This is a genomic window from Flavobacterium buctense (assembly GCF_014486695.1).
In the GTDB taxonomy this organism is placed as follows: domain Bacteria; phylum Bacteroidota; class Bacteroidia; order Flavobacteriales; family Flavobacteriaceae; genus Flavobacterium; species Flavobacterium buctense.
Window position 1 is genome coordinate 91,342 of record NZ_JACTAB010000002.1, and the last position, 15,826, is coordinate 107,167.

At 37.0% G+C, this 15,826-nt stretch carries 16 protein-coding genes; 14 read left to right on the forward strand and 2 right to left on the reverse strand.

The window, feature by feature from the left end:
- Positions 1 to 33: 33 nt before the first annotated feature.
- Both gldB and gldC read left to right on the forward strand, forming a co-directional pair.
- Positions 34 to 996: a gliding motility lipoprotein GldB gene (gldB, locus tag ICG50_RS04420; RefSeq protein WP_187659711.1), complete on the forward strand. Its 963-nt coding sequence runs from the start codon at positions 34 to 36 to the stop codon at positions 994 to 996.
- A complete protein-coding gene (gene gldC, locus ICG50_RS04425; protein ID WP_187659712.1) occupies positions 989 to 1,324 on the forward strand; it encodes a gliding motility protein GldC in 336 nt (111 codons plus the stop codon). Before gldB ends, gldC begins: the two co-directional genes overlap by 8 nt.
- 4 nt (positions 1,325 to 1,328) lie before the next feature.
- Here the strand turns inward: gldC and yihA are convergent, their stop codons facing one another.
- Complete coding sequence (gene yihA / locus ICG50_RS04430; RefSeq protein ID WP_187659713.1) at positions 1,329 to 1,946, reverse strand: ribosome biogenesis GTP-binding protein YihA/YsxC; 618 nt, start codon at positions 1,944 to 1,946, stop codon at positions 1,329 to 1,331.
- A gap of 39 nt (positions 1,947 to 1,985) precedes the next feature.
- Positions 1,986 to 2,750, reverse strand: a complete 765-nt coding sequence (locus tag ICG50_RS04435) for an alpha/beta fold hydrolase (protein WP_187659714.1) — start codon at positions 2,748 to 2,750, stop codon at positions 1,986 to 1,988.
- Between the two features lie 390 nt (positions 2,751 to 3,140).
- Here ICG50_RS04435 and mraZ point away from each other — a divergent pair, with 390 nt between their 5' ends.
- From mraZ to ICG50_RS04495, 12 genes are all read left to right on the forward strand, one after another.
- Positions 3,141 to 3,614 carry a division/cell wall cluster transcriptional repressor MraZ gene (gene mraZ, locus ICG50_RS04440; protein ID WP_187659715.1) on the forward strand — a complete coding sequence of 158 codons (474 nt, stop codon included), beginning with the start codon at positions 3,141 to 3,143 and terminating at the stop codon, positions 3,612 to 3,614.
- A complete protein-coding gene (gene rsmH, locus ICG50_RS04445) occupies positions 3,589 to 4,497 on the forward strand; it encodes a 16S rRNA (cytosine(1402)-N(4))-methyltransferase RsmH (RefSeq protein ID WP_187659716.1) in 909 nt (302 codons plus the stop codon). The genes mraZ and rsmH overlap by 26 nt, the downstream gene beginning before the upstream one ends.
- Positions 4,494 to 4,841, forward strand: coding sequence for an FtsL-like putative cell division protein (locus ICG50_RS04450; RefSeq protein WP_187659717.1), 348 nt, complete (start codon positions 4,494 to 4,496; stop codon positions 4,839 to 4,841). Before rsmH ends, ICG50_RS04450 begins: the two co-directional genes overlap by 4 nt.
- Positions 4,832 to 6,841: a penicillin-binding protein gene (locus ICG50_RS04455; protein WP_187659718.1), complete on the forward strand. Its 2,010-nt coding sequence runs from the start codon at positions 4,832 to 4,834 to the stop codon at positions 6,839 to 6,841. Before ICG50_RS04450 ends, ICG50_RS04455 begins: the two co-directional genes overlap by 10 nt.
- The gene (locus tag ICG50_RS04460; protein WP_187659719.1) at positions 6,838 to 8,301 is read left to right on the forward strand and encodes a UDP-N-acetylmuramoyl-L-alanyl-D-glutamate--2,6-diaminopimelate ligase; all 1,464 of its coding nucleotides are present in this window, start codon (positions 6,838 to 6,840) and stop codon (positions 8,299 to 8,301) included. The genes ICG50_RS04455 and ICG50_RS04460 overlap by 4 nt, the downstream gene beginning before the upstream one ends.
- Before the next feature lie 4 nt (positions 8,302 to 8,305).
- Positions 8,306 to 9,526 carry a phospho-N-acetylmuramoyl-pentapeptide-transferase gene (gene mraY, locus ICG50_RS04465; protein WP_187659720.1) on the forward strand — a complete coding sequence of 407 codons (1,221 nt, stop codon included), beginning with the start codon at positions 8,306 to 8,308 and terminating at the stop codon, positions 9,524 to 9,526.
- Positions 9,526 to 10,860: a UDP-N-acetylmuramoyl-L-alanine--D-glutamate ligase gene (murD, locus tag ICG50_RS04470; protein WP_187659721.1), complete on the forward strand. Its 1,335-nt coding sequence runs from the start codon at positions 9,526 to 9,528 to the stop codon at positions 10,858 to 10,860. Before mraY ends, murD begins: the two co-directional genes overlap by 1 nt.
- 29 nt (positions 10,861 to 10,889) lie before the next feature.
- Entirely contained in the window at positions 10,890 to 11,255 is a 366-nt protein-coding gene (locus ICG50_RS04475) for a four helix bundle protein (RefSeq protein ID WP_187659722.1), read from the forward strand.
- Between the two features lie 36 nt (positions 11,256 to 11,291).
- Positions 11,292 to 12,602, forward strand: a complete 1,311-nt coding sequence (locus ICG50_RS04480) for an FtsW/RodA/SpoVE family cell cycle protein (RefSeq protein ID WP_187659723.1) — start codon at positions 11,292 to 11,294, stop codon at positions 12,600 to 12,602.
- A gap of 3 nt (positions 12,603 to 12,605) precedes the next feature.
- Entirely contained in the window at positions 12,606 to 13,697 is a 1,092-nt protein-coding gene (gene murG, locus ICG50_RS04485) for an undecaprenyldiphospho-muramoylpentapeptide beta-N-acetylglucosaminyltransferase (RefSeq protein WP_187659724.1), read from the forward strand.
- 68 nt (positions 13,698 to 13,765) lie between these two features.
- Positions 13,766 to 15,106: a UDP-N-acetylmuramate--L-alanine ligase gene (murC, locus tag ICG50_RS04490; RefSeq protein ID WP_187659725.1), complete on the forward strand. Its 1,341-nt coding sequence runs from the start codon at positions 13,766 to 13,768 to the stop codon at positions 15,104 to 15,106.
- A complete protein-coding gene (locus tag ICG50_RS04495) occupies positions 15,103 to 15,825 on the forward strand; it encodes a cell division protein FtsQ/DivIB (RefSeq protein ID WP_187659726.1) in 723 nt (240 codons plus the stop codon). The genes murC and ICG50_RS04495 overlap by 4 nt, the downstream gene beginning before the upstream one ends.
- The last annotated feature ends 1 nt before the right edge of the window (position 15,826 follow it).

Below are 15,826 nucleotides of genomic sequence, written 5' to 3' on the forward strand. Positions count from 1 at the left end.
TCAATCCTCTTTTTGTCATATAAAATCTTTATAATGAAAAAGTATTTTGCAATTATAATGTTCTTTTTTCTATTGGTTTCTTGTGATCAGAAATCCAAAGTGGAAAAAGCAGTTGAAGAAATTCCTGTTGTGTTAAAGGTCGACAGATTTGACCAAGCTTTTTTTGAAGCGAAGCCAAGTGAATTGGTTAATTTGAAAGCAGAATATCCTTTTTTCTTTCCGGAAGGGTTTGATGATAAGCTTTGGATAGAGAAAATGGAAAACAAAGATTGGCGAGATTTATATGCCGAAGTGCAAAAAAAGTATCCTGATTTTGGCAAGCAGACCACTGAAATTGAAGACTTGTTTAAACATTTAAAATACTATTTTCCGGAAACAGTTTTGCCAAAAGTTTACACTGTTATTGGAGAGATGGACTATAATAAAAAAGCCATTTATGCCAATGACAAATTAGTTATTGCCTTGGAATTGTATCTCGGAAAAGAGGCCAAGTTCTATACTTTTCCGAAATATCTAAGGCAAAATTTCGAAGAACGACAAATGATGCCGGATATCGTAACCAGCTATGCGATGTTAAAAAATCCTCCGCCTACCGATAAAACATTGTTGGGCGAAATGATTTATTACGGTAAAGAATTATTTTTAAAAGATTTGGTACTTCCCAATTATACCGATGCTGAAAAAATTGGGTACTTGCCCGAGAAATTAACTTGGTGTCAGGAAAATGAAAGCTATATTTGGCGCTATTTTATTGAAGAAGATTTGCTTTTTAGTTCTGATTCAAGATTGTCTAATCGCTTTATAAATCCGGCGCCGTTTTCTAAATTTTTTCTCGAAGTTGACAATGAATCTCCGGGAAGTGTAGGGCGATGGGTTGGCTGGCAGATTGTGCGTTCGTTTATGGAAAATAATGAAGTAAGTTTGCAAGACATGCTGAAAATGGATGCCAAAGAATTATTTGAAAAATCAAAATACAAACCCAAAAAGGATGAGTAATACCATAAAATCTGAAATAAAATTCCTTGTAGAATTAGACGAAAACCGTGTGCCTGAAAAATTATTGTGGACGGCGCAAGATGGCGGTGTAGAACAAGAAGAAGCCAAGGCGATGATGCTTTCCATTTGGGACAGCAAAGCACAAGAAACACTCCGTATTGATTTGTGGACTAAGGATATGCCTGTAGACGAAATGAAATTATTCTTCCACCAAACTTTAGTAGCCATGGCTGATACTTTTCAACGTGCTACTGCTGATGAAAAAATGGCAGATACCATGAAAGATTTTTGTGATTATTTTGCGGAGAAATTGGAATTGAAAAAGTAAATAATTACAGGTTTCCACTTTTAAACATTTGCTCATTTACTTCATCAATAAAGCCCAAAACTTTATCTCTTCCGGTCGATTCTAAAGCTGAGGTTACAAAATGTTGTGGCATTTCTTCCCAGTTATTAGCCAAAAGCGCTTTGCGGTAAGCCGCAATGTGCGAGTCTATTTTGGTTTTACTGATTTTATCGGCTTTGGTAAAAATGATGCAAAACGGCACTTCAATCTCGCCCAAATAAGTAATGAATTCCAAATCAATTTTTTGTGCTTCCAATCGGATGTCGATTAAAACAAAGGCGCAAACCAATTGCTCTCTTTTTTCAAAATAATCGGTGATAAACTCTTGAAAAACTTCTTTGGTTTTCTTTGAAACACGAGCATAGCCATAACCCGGCAAATCCACTAGAAACCAATTTAAATTAATTTTAAAGTGATTAATTAACTGTGTTTTTCCGGGTTTACCGGAAGTTTTAGCCAAATTTTTATGGTTGGTCAACATGTTAATCAAAGATGATTTTCCCACATTGGAACGACCAATAAAAGCATACTCCGGCAAAGGATCTTTTGGACATTTGCTTACGTCAGAATTGCTGATGATAAATTCGGCACTGGTAATTTTCATGATAGTATTAAAATAAAAAAGTCCCAAAAGGACTTTTGTTTATAAATGAACTTCTTTCAGCCATTCATGCAATAATCGGTTAAACTCGTCGGGATGCTCCATCATAGCAGCGTGTCCACATTTGTCAATCCAGTACAATTCAGAATTAGGCATTAATTTATGAAATTCTTCCGCTACTTCCGGTGGTGTCACTTGGTCATTTTTACCCCAAATGATACAGGTTTTCACATGCATTTTTGGCAAATCTTTGGCCATATTATGGCGAATGGCGCTTTTGGCAATTGTCAAGGTTTTAATTACTTTTATTCTATCGTTTACAACCGAAAAAACTTCGTCAACGATTTCTTTTGTGGCAACATTCGGGTCATAAAAGACGGCTTCTGCTTTCTTTTTAATGTATTCATAATCACCTCGTTTTGGGTAACTGTCGCCCATTGCGCTTTCATAAAGCCCTGAACTTCCTGTGATTACTAAGCCAGCTACTTTTTCAGGATACATTTTAGAATGGTACAAAGCAATATGTCCGCCAAGCGAATTTCCCAAAAGAATAACACGATCGAATCCTTTGAAAGTAATAAAATCTTTCACGTATTTGGCGAAAGCTTTAACATTAGTTTTCAAGATGTTTTGCGTGTAAATAGGCAATTCAGGAATGACTACTTTATAGCCATGTGAAGAGAAATAATTGGCAACACCGTTAAAATTACTCAATCCGCCCATCAATCCGTGTAAAACAACGATTGGTGTGCCTTCTCCTGCTTCGTAATAGGAGTATCTGCCTTCTTTTTTAAAATTTCCTTCCATGTAATTTTTTTGACTTTTTACCTCGGCAACAAATATATGATTTTAAAGATAAAAATAAGGTTATGAGAGGAATATTTACTGCTAAAATGCAGTTTTTCGTTAATAATTTTTCGAATAAACAACTTGTCCATTTCAAAATTATAGTCAATTATTTTCATGCCGATAAATCAATTTTATGCAACAAAATGGCTTAAAATGAGTTTTTTATACTTTTTTTTCTTCTTAAATACCAATTCATTAAACATTCGTTAAGGAATCGACAAAGTGAAATTTATTGAGTTTTTACCTGAAAAGGGAATGAAGTGGTAAAACTTATCAACAAAGTGGTATTTTGTGGTAAATTGTGGTAATAATTTTTATATTTTTGCTCATAACCAAAATAAACAACAATTGAACTCCATAATCGGAACATATGAATGCAAAGTTGACGCCAAAGGAAGACTCATGATTCCTTCGGCTTTAAAGAAGCAACTAGCTAATTCTCTTCAAGATGGTTTCGTCTTGAAGCGTTCTGTGTTTCAGCCGTGTTTGGAATTATATCCAATGACCGAATGGAATTTGATGATGCAAAAAATAAACAAGCTCAACCGATTTGTAAAGAAAAATAATGACTTTATCCGTCGTTTTACAGCCGGAGTGAAAGTCGTAGAAGTCGATGATTTGGGCCGATTGTTAATCCCGAAGGATTTAGTGGTTTTTGGTCACATTTCAAAAGATATCGTGCTTTCCTCAGCGGTGAACATCGTGGAAATTTGGGACAAAGATTTATATGAAAAATCAATTGCAGGTGATGATATCAACTTTGCCGATTTAGCGGAAGATGTAATGGGAAATATAAATGATGATGGAGATGGAATATCATAATCCTGTTTTGTTGAAGGAAACTGTCGATGGCTTGAATATCAAACCGGATGGGATTTATGTAGATGTGACTTTTGGCGGTGGCGGACATTCAAAAGAGATTTTGAGCCGATTAGGACCAAACGGAAGATTGTTCGGATTTGACCAAGATGAAGATGCTTTAGGCAATGCGTTACCCGATGAAAGATTCACTTTAATTCATGAGAATTTCAGGTATATCAAACGTTTTTTGAGATTTCACGGAGTAAAAAGTGTGGACGGGATTTTAGCCGATTTAGGGGTTTCATCTCACCAATTTGACGTTCCGGAAAGAGGTTTTTCTACTCGCTTTGATGCCGATTTGGATATGAGAATGAGTAAAAGAAACGAACTCGATGCACACAAAGTGATTAACGAGTACGATGATGCCAATTTGAAAAGAGTGTTTTTGGATTATGGTGAATTAAAAGCCGCGCCGGCAATAGCAAGAACAATTATTGAAGCCAGAGAATACAAAACAATCAATACGACTGACGAATTGAAAATGGTTTTGGCCAAATTTTTACCCGATCAGTTTAAAAATAAAATTTTGGCACAAATCTATCAAGCGATTCGAATTGAAGTCAACCAAGAAATGGAAGTGCTCAAAGAATTTTTGGAACAATCGCTTGAAATATTGAAACCCGAAGGCAGATTAAGCGTGATTTCTTACCACTCTTTAGAAGATAGACTGGTAAAGCGTTTCATGAAAAACGGATTATTTGAAGGCGAACCGGAACGCGATTTTTTCGGAAATTTTTCTGTGCCGTTTAAGTTAGTTGGAAAACTAATCGTTCCTGATGATGCTGAAATTAAAATCAATAATAGAGCGAGAAGTGCCAAATTAAGAATAGCAGAAAAACGATGAAAAAAGGAGTTTACAGCATATTAAAAGCTCGATTCTTAGTCAATGAAGACGCTACCAAAAATTGGCGATTCATAGTATTTCTGATAGTACTTGCTATTTTGATGATTGCCAACGAACACCGTTACGATCAAAAGATTTTCAGAATAGCCGAGTTGACCAACGAAGTAAAAGAATTGCGTTCTGAATTTGTAGACAAACGCTCCGAATTAATGAAATTAAAAATGGAATCGACCGTTTCCGAAAGAATGAAAGAGAGAAATATTTTTCCTTCGTCGGTTCCACCACAAAAAATAAAAATTAAAAAACCGGTCGAAAAAACTTTTTTCCAAAAATTATGGCAGTAGAAGATAAACATATCTCTTATCGAATCTACCTAGTAGCTTTCTGTCTCTTTTTGATGGCTTTGGCTATTACTTTCAAACTCACTAAAATTCAGTGGGTTGAAGGTGACCATTACCGAAAATTAGCCAAAGAAAGAACGGTGAAGAACTTTGTGATTCCTGCCAATAAAGGAAATATTTATTCCGCTGACGGTAGTTTGCTCGCCACTTCTATTCCCAATTACAACATCCGTTTTGATGCTGTAGCGCCAAAAGGAGAAAATTTCGAGGAAAATGTTAGACCATTAGCCGATTCTTTGTCGAAAATGTTAGGCAAACCAAGTTCTTTTTATCATTCGCAATTGAGAATGGCGAGAGCCAACAAAAACAGGTATTTATTAGTAGCTCGAGATCTGAGTTATACCCAATACATGAAAATTAAAAGTTTCCCATTGTTCAATTTAGGTGCCAATAAGGGCGGAATGATTACCGAACAAGAAACCGTTCGCGAACATCCAATAGGGAAAATTGCCGAGAGAACCATTGGCTACGAAAGAATTACACCGGAAGGAAAACCTGACGGCAAAGGAATTGAATGGTCATTCAGAAAATATTTAAACGGAAAAGACGGTAAAGTTTTAAAACAAAAAATCGCTAAAGGTCAATGGAAACCAATCCGTGATGTAAACGAAGTTGATCCGCAAGATGGTTATGATGTGATTTCTACTATTGATGTTTATATCCAAGATATTGCGCATCATGCTTTGTTAAAACAATTACAAGAGTTCAAAGCAGAACACGGTTGCGTAATTGTAATGGAAACCAAAACCGGAAAAATCAGAGCAATCTCCAATTTAGGGAAACTAAAAGAAAGCGATTCAACTTATTTCGAAACCACCAATTACGCTATTGCGGAATCTCATGAACCCGGTTCTACATTCAAACTAGTTGATATGATTGCACTGTTAGATGACGGAAAAGTAGATACCAGTAAAGTTTACGACAGTCGAGGCGGAATTGTAGAATACAGAGGTAAAAAAGTACGCGATTCTCACGAAGGTGGTTACGGAAAAATTTCATTAGGAAGAGGTTTTGAAGTGTCTTCCAACACCGTTTTGGTACAAGCGGTTTATGAAAATTATAAAAACAACCCAAAAGAATTCGTAGACAGAATCGACAGAATGGGTTTAAACAAACCATTAGGATTGCCTTTTCAAGGAGAAGGCAAACCTTATATTCCGCAACCCGGTGACAAACATTGGAGTGCTATTTCTTTGCCATGGATGGCTTTTGGATACGGGGTTTCCGTTACGCCGCTACAGACTTTGACCTTATATAATGCAGTAGCGAATAACGGTGAAATGGTAAAACCACAATTCGTTTCCGAAATCAAAGAATGGAACAAAACCATCAAAAAATACAACAAAGAAGTCATCAATCCGAAAATCTGTTCCGATGAAACCGTTAAGAAACTAAAAGCGGTTTTAGAAAATGTTGTTAAAAGAGGAACGGGTTCTAAATTGTATTCCAAAGATTTCTCGATGGCCGGAAAAACCGGAACAGCACAAGCCAATTATGGTAAAAACGGTGGAAGCGAAAAGCATTATATCTCTTCTTTCGTGGGTTTTTTCCCAGCCGAAAACCCTAAATATTCTTGTATCGTTGTGGTACATAAGCCCAATACTTCAGGTAATAATTATTACGGTGCTGATGTGGCCGGACCGGTTTTCAAACGCGTCGCTCAAAAGATTTTTACGGATGCACCATCTACCAACGAGATCAAAAATTTGAACAAAAAAATTGCCAAGCAAGAGAAAGCATACAAAGTATACGAAGACAAATCGAATGCAGACGGAAAAACAATTCCCAATGTAAAAGGCATGAGCGGTATGGACGCCGTAGCGCTTTTGGAAAACATGAAAGTGAAAGTAAAAGTAATTGGGTTTGGAAAGGTAAAAAGACAATCCATTCAACCCGGTTCAGCTTTAAGTAAAAATCAAATCATCATACTCGAATTATCGTGATTATTTTAAAAGACATATTATACAAAGTCGCTATCGAAGTCGTAAAAGGTTCGACCGAAATGACTATTGGAAAAATCGAATTCGACTCCCGAAAAGTTCAGGAGAATGATGTTTTTGTGGCGATTCGCGGCAGTGTTTCTAATGGGCATGACTTTATCGAAAAAGCGATAAATCTTGGCGCAACCGTTATCGTTTGTGATACTTTGCCTGAGGTTATTGTGACCGGCGTGACTTACATACAAGTAAAAGACACCAATTCCGCTTTGGCCTTTTTGGCTTCTAATTATTATGGTAATCCGTCTCAAAATTTAAAATTAGTCGGAATCACCGGAACGAATGGCAAAACCACTATTGCTTCACTTTTGTTCCAATTATTCAAAAAAGCAGGCTACAAAGTTGGTTTGTTATCCACCGTAAAAATTATGGTGGATGATACCGAATTCAAAGCCACGCACACAACTCCGGATTCTCTGACCATCAATTATTATTTGGCAGAAATGAATGCAGTTGGCGTGGAATATTGTTTTATGGAAGTGAGCTCGCACGGGATTCACCAAAAACGTACCGAAGGGTTACACTTTACCGGTGGTGTTTTCACCAATTTGTCACACGACCATTTAGATTATCATCCAACTTTCGCCGAATACAGAGATGTAAAAAAATCATTTTTTGACCATTTGCCAAAAACGGCTTTTGCCTTGACCAATATCGATGATAAAAACGGATTGGTAATGTTGCAAAACACTTTTGCCCGAAAACTGACCTATGCGCTAAAATCTTATGCCGATTATAAAGCGCAAATCTTAGAAAACCAATTGTCTGGATTGTTGTTAAAAATCAATGAAAATGAGGTTTGGGTTAGACTAATCGGAACTTTCAATGCCTATAATTTATTGGCGATTTTCGGAACTGCAGTTGAATTAGGTTTAGATAAATTAGAAGTGTTGCGTTTGCTTTCTGAATTAGAAAGTGTTTCGGGTCGATTCCAATTTATCGTTTCCAGCCAAAAAATCACAGCAATCGTTGATTATGCACACACACCGGACGCTTTGGAAAATGTGTTGAGTACCATTAATGATATTCGCACCAATAACGAAAAACTAATCACCGTTGTTGGTTGTGGCGGTGACAGAGATAAAGCCAAAAGACCAATCATGGCCAACATTGCAACCACAATGAGCAACCAGGTTATAATCACGTCTGACAATCCAAGAACCGAAGATCCTATTGACATAATAGCCGATATGGAAAAAGGCGTTGAGCCACAAAATCACAAAAAAACCTTGTCGATTGTCGATAGAAAACAAGCCATTAAAACCGCTTGTCAATTGGCAAGCCCAAATGACATCATCCTAATTGCCGGAAAAGGACACGAAACCTATCAGGAAATTCAAGGTGTTCGCCATGATTTTGACGATATGAAAATTGTAAAAGAACTATTAGAACAGCTAAACAAATAAACCTATGTTATATTATTTATTTGAATACCTCGACAAAACCATGGATGTTCCGGGAACCGGAGTTTTCCAATACATTACTTTTCGTTCGGCTTTAGCACTAATTCTTTCCTTGATGATTTCAACCATTTACGGTAAAAAAATCATCAACTTTTTGAGAAACCAACAAGTAGGGGAAACGGTTAGAGAATTGGGATTACAAGGGCAAAATGAAAAAGCGGGAACACCAACGATGGGTGGATTAATCATCATTATCGCTACATTGATTCCGGTAATTCTTTTGACGAAGTTGAATAATATCTACATCATCCTTTTAATAGTAACCACACTTTGGATGGGAACTATCGGATTCATTGATGATTACATCAAAATTTTCAAAAAAGACAAACAAGGGTTAAAAGGGATTTTCAAAGTAATCGGGCAAGTAGGTTTAGGATTAATCGTAGGTTCGGTTTTGTATTTTCATCCGGGCGTAACCGTTAGAGAAAAAGCCGTAACTACTGTAAACCAAACAGAAAACGTAATTTCTCAAACACCTATTGAGCACAAATCAACAACGACAACTATTCCTTTCACCAAAAACAATGAGTTGGATTATGCCAAATTCATTGAATGGACAGGTGAAGGTTATGAAAACTGGGCATGGTTAATCTTTATTCCAATCGTAATTTTTATCATCACTGCAGTTTCCAATGGAGCCAATTTAACCGATGGTATCGATGGATTAGCCGCCGGAACTTCAGCCATTTCGGTACTCGCATTGGGAATTTTCACTTTCGTTTCGGGTAACGTGATTCTTTCAGGCTATTTAAATATTATGTACATCCCAAATTCTGGTGAAATGACGGTTTTCATTTCGGCATTCGTCGGAGCTTTAATCGGATTCCTTTGGTACAATTCTTTCCCGGCATCAGTATTTATGGGTGATACAGGAAGTTTAACTATTGGCGGAATTATAGCGGTTTTGGCAATTTCGGTTCGCAAAGAAATGTTGTTACCGGTTTTGTGCGCCATTTTCTTTGCCGAAAACTTATCCGTTATCATGCAGGTTTCCTATTTCAAATACACCAAAAAACGCTTTGGCGAAGGCAAACGAATTTTCCTCATGTCGCCATTGCACCATCATTACCAAAAGAAGGGTTATCACGAAAGTAAAATTGTAACCCGTTTTTGGATTGTTGCTATACTATTAGCCATCGTTTCTATAGTGACTTTAAAATTGAGATAATGCAAAGATTGGTTGTACTTGGCGGAGGAGAAAGTGGGGTTGGAACCGCCATTTTAGGAAAGAAAGAAGGATACGATGTTTTTGTATCCGATATGGGGAAAATAAAAGAAAATTACAGAGACGTTCTGAATAAATATGAAATTAAATGGGAAGACGAAAAGCATACAGAGGAATTAATCCTCAATGCCGATGTAGTCATGAAAAGTCCCGGAATTCCTGAGAAAGCGCCATTGGTAAAAAAACTATTGGAAAAAGGAATTTCAGTCATTTCCGAAATAGAATTTGCTTATCCGTTTACCGACGCCAAAACCATCGGAATCACCGGAAGTAACGGTAAAACAACCACAACAATGTTGACTTACCATTTACTGAAAGAAGGCGGATTGAATGTAGGATTGGGTGGCAATATCGGCAAGAGTTTTGCCTGGCAAGTAGCCGAAGAAAACTACGATTGCTATGTGTTGGAATTGAGTAGTTTTCAATTGGACGGAATAATAAATTACAAGCCCGACATAGCAATCCTAACCAACATCAGTCCGGATCATTTGGACCGATATGAGTACAAATATGAAAATTACATTGCGTCAAAATTTAGAATAACCATGAACCAAACTGAGGATGATTTTTTCATCTACGACGCTGATGACGAAGCGATTTCAGAATGGTTACAGAATAACAAAACAAAAGCACAATTAATTCCATTTTCACTATTACAAACTTTTGAAAACGGAGCCTTTATAAAAAACGATACTATGGACATCATCATCAACAACGAGGAATTTGAAATGAAAACAGCGGACATTTCTTTGGAAGGAAAACACAACATGAAAAACGCTATGGCTGCCACTTCTGTCGCCCAATTGATGAAAATCAGAAAGCAAACCATTCGCGAGAGTTTGTCCAATTTCCAAGGCGTAGAACACCGTTTGGAAAAAGTACTCAAAATTCAAAATGTGCAGTACATCAACGATAGCAAAGCGACCAATGTAAACGCGACTTTCTTCGCTTTAGACAGCATGACGGTTCCAACGGTTTGGATTGTCGGTGGGGTTGACAAAGGAAACGATTATAGCGAGCTGATGCCTTTAGTTCGTGAAAAAGTAAAAGCAATTATATGCCTTGGTTTAGATAACAAAAAAATCATCGACGCGTTCAGTGATGTAGTCGATATGATGGTAGAAGTAGATAATATGCGTGATGCGGTAAATACAGCCAAACATCTAACCGAAAAAGGCGACGCTGTTTTATTATCTCCGGCTTGCGCGAGTTTTGATTTGTTCCAAAACTACGAAGACAGAGGAAATCAGTTTAAAGTAGCCGTACAGAATTTATAATATAAAATATTAGATATTAAATATCAAATATGACAAACGATGAGTTAAAAAATAGAACTAAGCAATTCTCTTTACTGATTTTAAATTTAGTCGAGAAAATGCCGAATTCAATTTCATCAAGAGTTGTCATTAATCAATTGGCTAAGAGTGCAACTTCTGTTGGAGCAAATTATAGAGCGGTTTGTAGAGCAAGAAGTGATAAAGAGTTTGTAGCAAAGTTGAATATTGTTTTAGAAGAAGTTGATGAAGCTCAATTTTGGCTTGAAATTATAACCGAAATGAACTGGATAAGTAAATCAGAATTAGAATTTTCTCTAAAAGAATCAAGTGAACTAGTGGCAATTTTCGTTTCAACCTTAAAAACAGTAAACAACCGATTGAACAACAAAACATAAATATTTAATATCTAAAATCTAAAATTTAATATTAAGATGAAAGAACTAATTCACAGCTTAAAAGGAGATAAAGTCATCTGGGCATTCGTGGCCTTGTTGGCGTTGTTTTCGTTTATGCCGGTGTTTAGTGCGAGTAGTAATTTGGCCTACATGCGCCACGGTTCCGGAAATGCCTTAACGTATTTGTTGAAACACGGTGCGCAAGTATTTGTTGGATTTTTTATTCTTTACAAAATCCACAAAGTGCCGTATCACTATTTCCGAACGATTTCGCGCTTGTTATTGCCGGTCGTTTGGATATTGTTGATTTATACTTTGCTTAAAGGAACCATTATCGATGGAGCCAATGCAAGTCGGTGGATCCAAATCCCATTCATCGGAATTACATTCCAAACATCAACTTTAGCCTCGATTGTTTTGTATGTTTTTGTGGCGCGATATTTATCCAAAAGCCGTGAAACACCCATCACTTTTCAATCGTCTTTATGGGATTTATGGACACCAGTTTTTATCACGGTAATCCTGATTTTACCGGCAAATTTATCTACCGCAGCATTGATATTCTCCATGGTTTTGATGTTGGCGTTTATCGGGAAATATCCGTTAAAATATATCGGAATCATCGTCGGTGCCGGAATTATTGGACTAACATTTTTCATCTTAGTAGCCAAAGCGTTTCCGGATGCTTTCCCCAATCGTGTGGATACATGGATTAACCGAATAGATAATTTCACCACCGATAAACCCGATGAAGATGATTACCAAATCGAGAAAGCCAAAATCGCCATCGCATCAGGTGGTGTGTATGGTTTAGGTCCGGGAAAAAGCGTGCAGAAAAACTTCTTGCCGCAATCGTCTTCCGATTTTATTTATGCGATTATTGTTGAAGAATACGGATTGTTCGGAGGGATTTTGGTTTTGTTTATGTACTTGCTTTTGTTGTTCCGATTTGTAGTCGCTGCACACAAATCTAATTCGCTTTTCGGCAAACTCGTCGTCATAGGTTTAGGTTTTCCAATTATTTTTCAGGCAATGACCAATATGGCAGTTGCGGTAGAATTATTACCCGTTACCGGACAAACGTTACCCTTGATTAGTTCTGGTGGAAGTTCCATTTGGATGACTTGTATCGCGCTCGGGATTATTTTAAGTGTGACCAAAAAAGAAGAAGAAATCGCTGAAGAATTAGCCGATAAACAAAAAAGAGAAGACGCTTTGCAACGAATGATTGACAAACAATTACAAGAAGAGGAAGAAGCAGAAAAAGCAGCATTACTAGCCGAATTGGAAAGCTTTTCTATTGAAGATAAAGCGAATCCTTTGGAGCCAATTTTAAAAGGAAAATAACAAATGAGCAAACTAAAATTCATATTAAGCGGTGGCGGAACTGGCGGACATATTTATCCGGCGGTTGCTATTGCCAATGAATTAAAGTCTCGTTTCCCGGAAGCAGAGTTCCTTTTTGTAGGTGCCAAAGACAAAATGGAAATGCAAAAAGTACCGCAAGCCGGTTACAAAATTGAAGGGCTTTGGATTGCCGGTTTGCAAAGAAAAGTAACATTACAAAATATGATGTTTCCCTTTAAACTCATTAGCAGTTTGTGGAAATCTCGAAAAATTATAAAAAGTTTCAAACCCGACGTAGTAATCGGAACCGGAGGTTTTGCCAGCGGACCGTTATTGCAAATGGCCAATAGTTTGAATATACCAACCGTCATTCAGGAACAAAATTCCTATCCCGGAATTACCAACAAACTGTTGAGCAAAAAAGCCAATGCGATTTGTGTGGCTTATGAAAATTTAGAAAGATTTTTTCCAAAAGAAAAAATCGTTTTCACCGGAAATCCCGTGCGTCAGGATTTGCTCGATGTGGCAACTAAAACAGAAGAAGGTAAAGCCTACTTTAAATTAGATACCAATAAAAAAACCTTGTTGGTTTTAGGCGGAAGTTTGGGTGCCAGAAGAGTAAACCAATTAATCGCGAAAGAACTCGATTTTCTGTTGGAAAGCGGTGTTCAGGTTTTTTGGCAATGCGGCAAATTGTATTTCGACGATTACCAACATTTCAATGAAAGAGAAAACGTGCAAGTCGTTGCCTTTATTGACAGAATGGATTTGATTTATGCCGCAGCCGATTTTGTGATTTCACGAGCCGGAGCTTCATCTGTTTCGGAATTGTGTTTGGTCGGGAAACCAACCATTTTCATTCCGTCACCCAATGTGGCCGAAGACCATCAAACTAAAAATGCCAAAGCCATAGTAGATAAAAATGGCGCGATTCTTTTAAAAGAAAATGAACTGGATGAAAAATTTGAGACCACGTTTTCAGATTTGATTTCAAATGAAGAATTACAGAAAGATTTGAGCCAAAACATTAAAAAATTGGCCAAACCCAACGCCACAAAAGATATAGTAGAAGAAATAATAAAACTGATAAAATAGCAATAACAATGTCAATAGCAATCATCAATATTGAATTTTGACATTGAATTTTGAAATTGAAATTTAAAATGAACCTAAACCAAATCCACAACGTCTATTTCATCGGCATCGGAGGCATCGGAATGAGTGCCTTGGCGCGTTATTTCCAAAACATTGGTAAAAATGTTTCTGGTTATGACAAGACGCCAACCATGTTAACCGACGAATTGATTGCGGCCGGAATGAATATTCATTTTGAAGACAATATTGGTTTAATTCCAAGCGATTATTACACCGAAAATACTTTGGTAATCATCACTCCGGCAGTACCGGTAACCCATTCAGAATGGAACTACTTTTTAGAAAGAGAGTATGTAGTTAAGAAACGCGCCGAGGTTTTAGGCATCATCACCAAAGACACATTTTGTTTCGCCGTTGCCGGAACGCACGGAAAAACAACGACTTCGAGCATACTCGGTCACATTCTTTACGAAAGTGGAGCAGATGTTACGGCTTTCTTAGGTGGAATTGTAGAAAATTACCATTCCAATTTAATCGGAAACGGGAAAACTGTGACGGTAGTTGAAGCCGATGAATTCGATCGCTCGTTTTTGCATTTGCATCCGAATATTGCTTGCGTAACCTCAATGGATGCAGATCACTTAGACATTTATGGCGATGCAACTGCGATTGAAGATTCGTTCCGTGAATTTGCCGATAAAGTAGAAGATAATAACAATTTATTCGTTCCGAAAGGTTTACCGCTAGAAGGTCTAACCATTGGAATCGATGAAGAATCAACCTATAAAGCTTTCAACATCCGAATTGAAAACGGATTCTATGTTTTTGATGTGCAAACGCCGTCGGAAACAATCCGTGATTTGAAATTTGGTTTGCCCGGAAGACACAATTTAATGAATGCCTTGATGGCTTTAGCAATGTCTAAGACTTTTGGTACCCCGACCGAGTCCATTGCTAAAGCCTTGGCTTCATTTAAAGGAATTCAGCGCAGATTTTCTTATCAAATCAAAACAAATGACTTGGTTTATATAGATGATTATGCGCATCATCCTACAGAAATTAACGCAGTGCATCAAGCGGTTCGTGAGTTGTATCCGAACCAAAAAGTATTGGCGATTTTCCAACCGCATTTGTTCAGTAGAACGAAAGATTTTGCCGATGATTTTGCCAAAAGTTTGTCGCAATTCGACGAAATTTTGTTGTTAGATATTTATCCCGCCAGAGAATTACCGATGGAAGGAATTACCTCAAGTTGGTTGCTTTCCAAAATGGAAAATAACAATAAAAAATTGGTTACAAAAGGCGAATTAATTCCTTCAATTTTGAATAGTAGCGCTAAAATAATTGTCACCATCGGCGCAGGAGACATTGGTGAAATAGTTCCAAAAATTAAATTGGCTTTATCATGAGAATTTTCACTTGGACAAATATCAGATTAGTATTGATGATTTCGGTCGTTATCTTCCTATTTTCCTTCACTTCGCACCGAAATACTATGAGAAAAATATCGAAAACCGAAGTGGTTTTTGTAGGTGAAAACACTCTTTTTTTGAAGCCGGAAATGGTTAATAAATTGTTAATAGAAAAAAATCAGGACCTAAAAACTATCAATAAAGATGGTTTAGATTTGAATAAATTGGAAAAATCCGTTAGTAGTCATCAAATGATTCAAAAAGCGGATGTTTTTATCAGTGTTGATGGGGTTTTAAAAGCAGTGGTGGAACAAAAAACACCAGTAGGCAGAGTGTTTGACGAAACGGGTTCTTTTTATATTGATAATGAGGGAAATAAAATGCCGTTATCAGATAATTACACCGCCAGAGTGCCACTACTATCGGGGGAAATTACAGCAGTAAAAAAGGAAAAATTATCTGAAGTTTTAGGGATGATTGCGGAAGATGATTTTTTGAAAAAAAATATCATAGGTGTTCAAGTTTTGCCTAGCGGTGGCTTAATTATGGCGAACAGAAATTACGATTATCAAATCGATTTTGGCAGAACTATCAACATCGAAAGAAAATTTAAGAATTACAAAGCCTTTTTTCAAAAGGCGGTTTTAGATAGCACTTTGGACAAGTACCGAAGAATTAATTTGAAGTTTACCAAGCAAGTGGTGTGCATTAAATAGA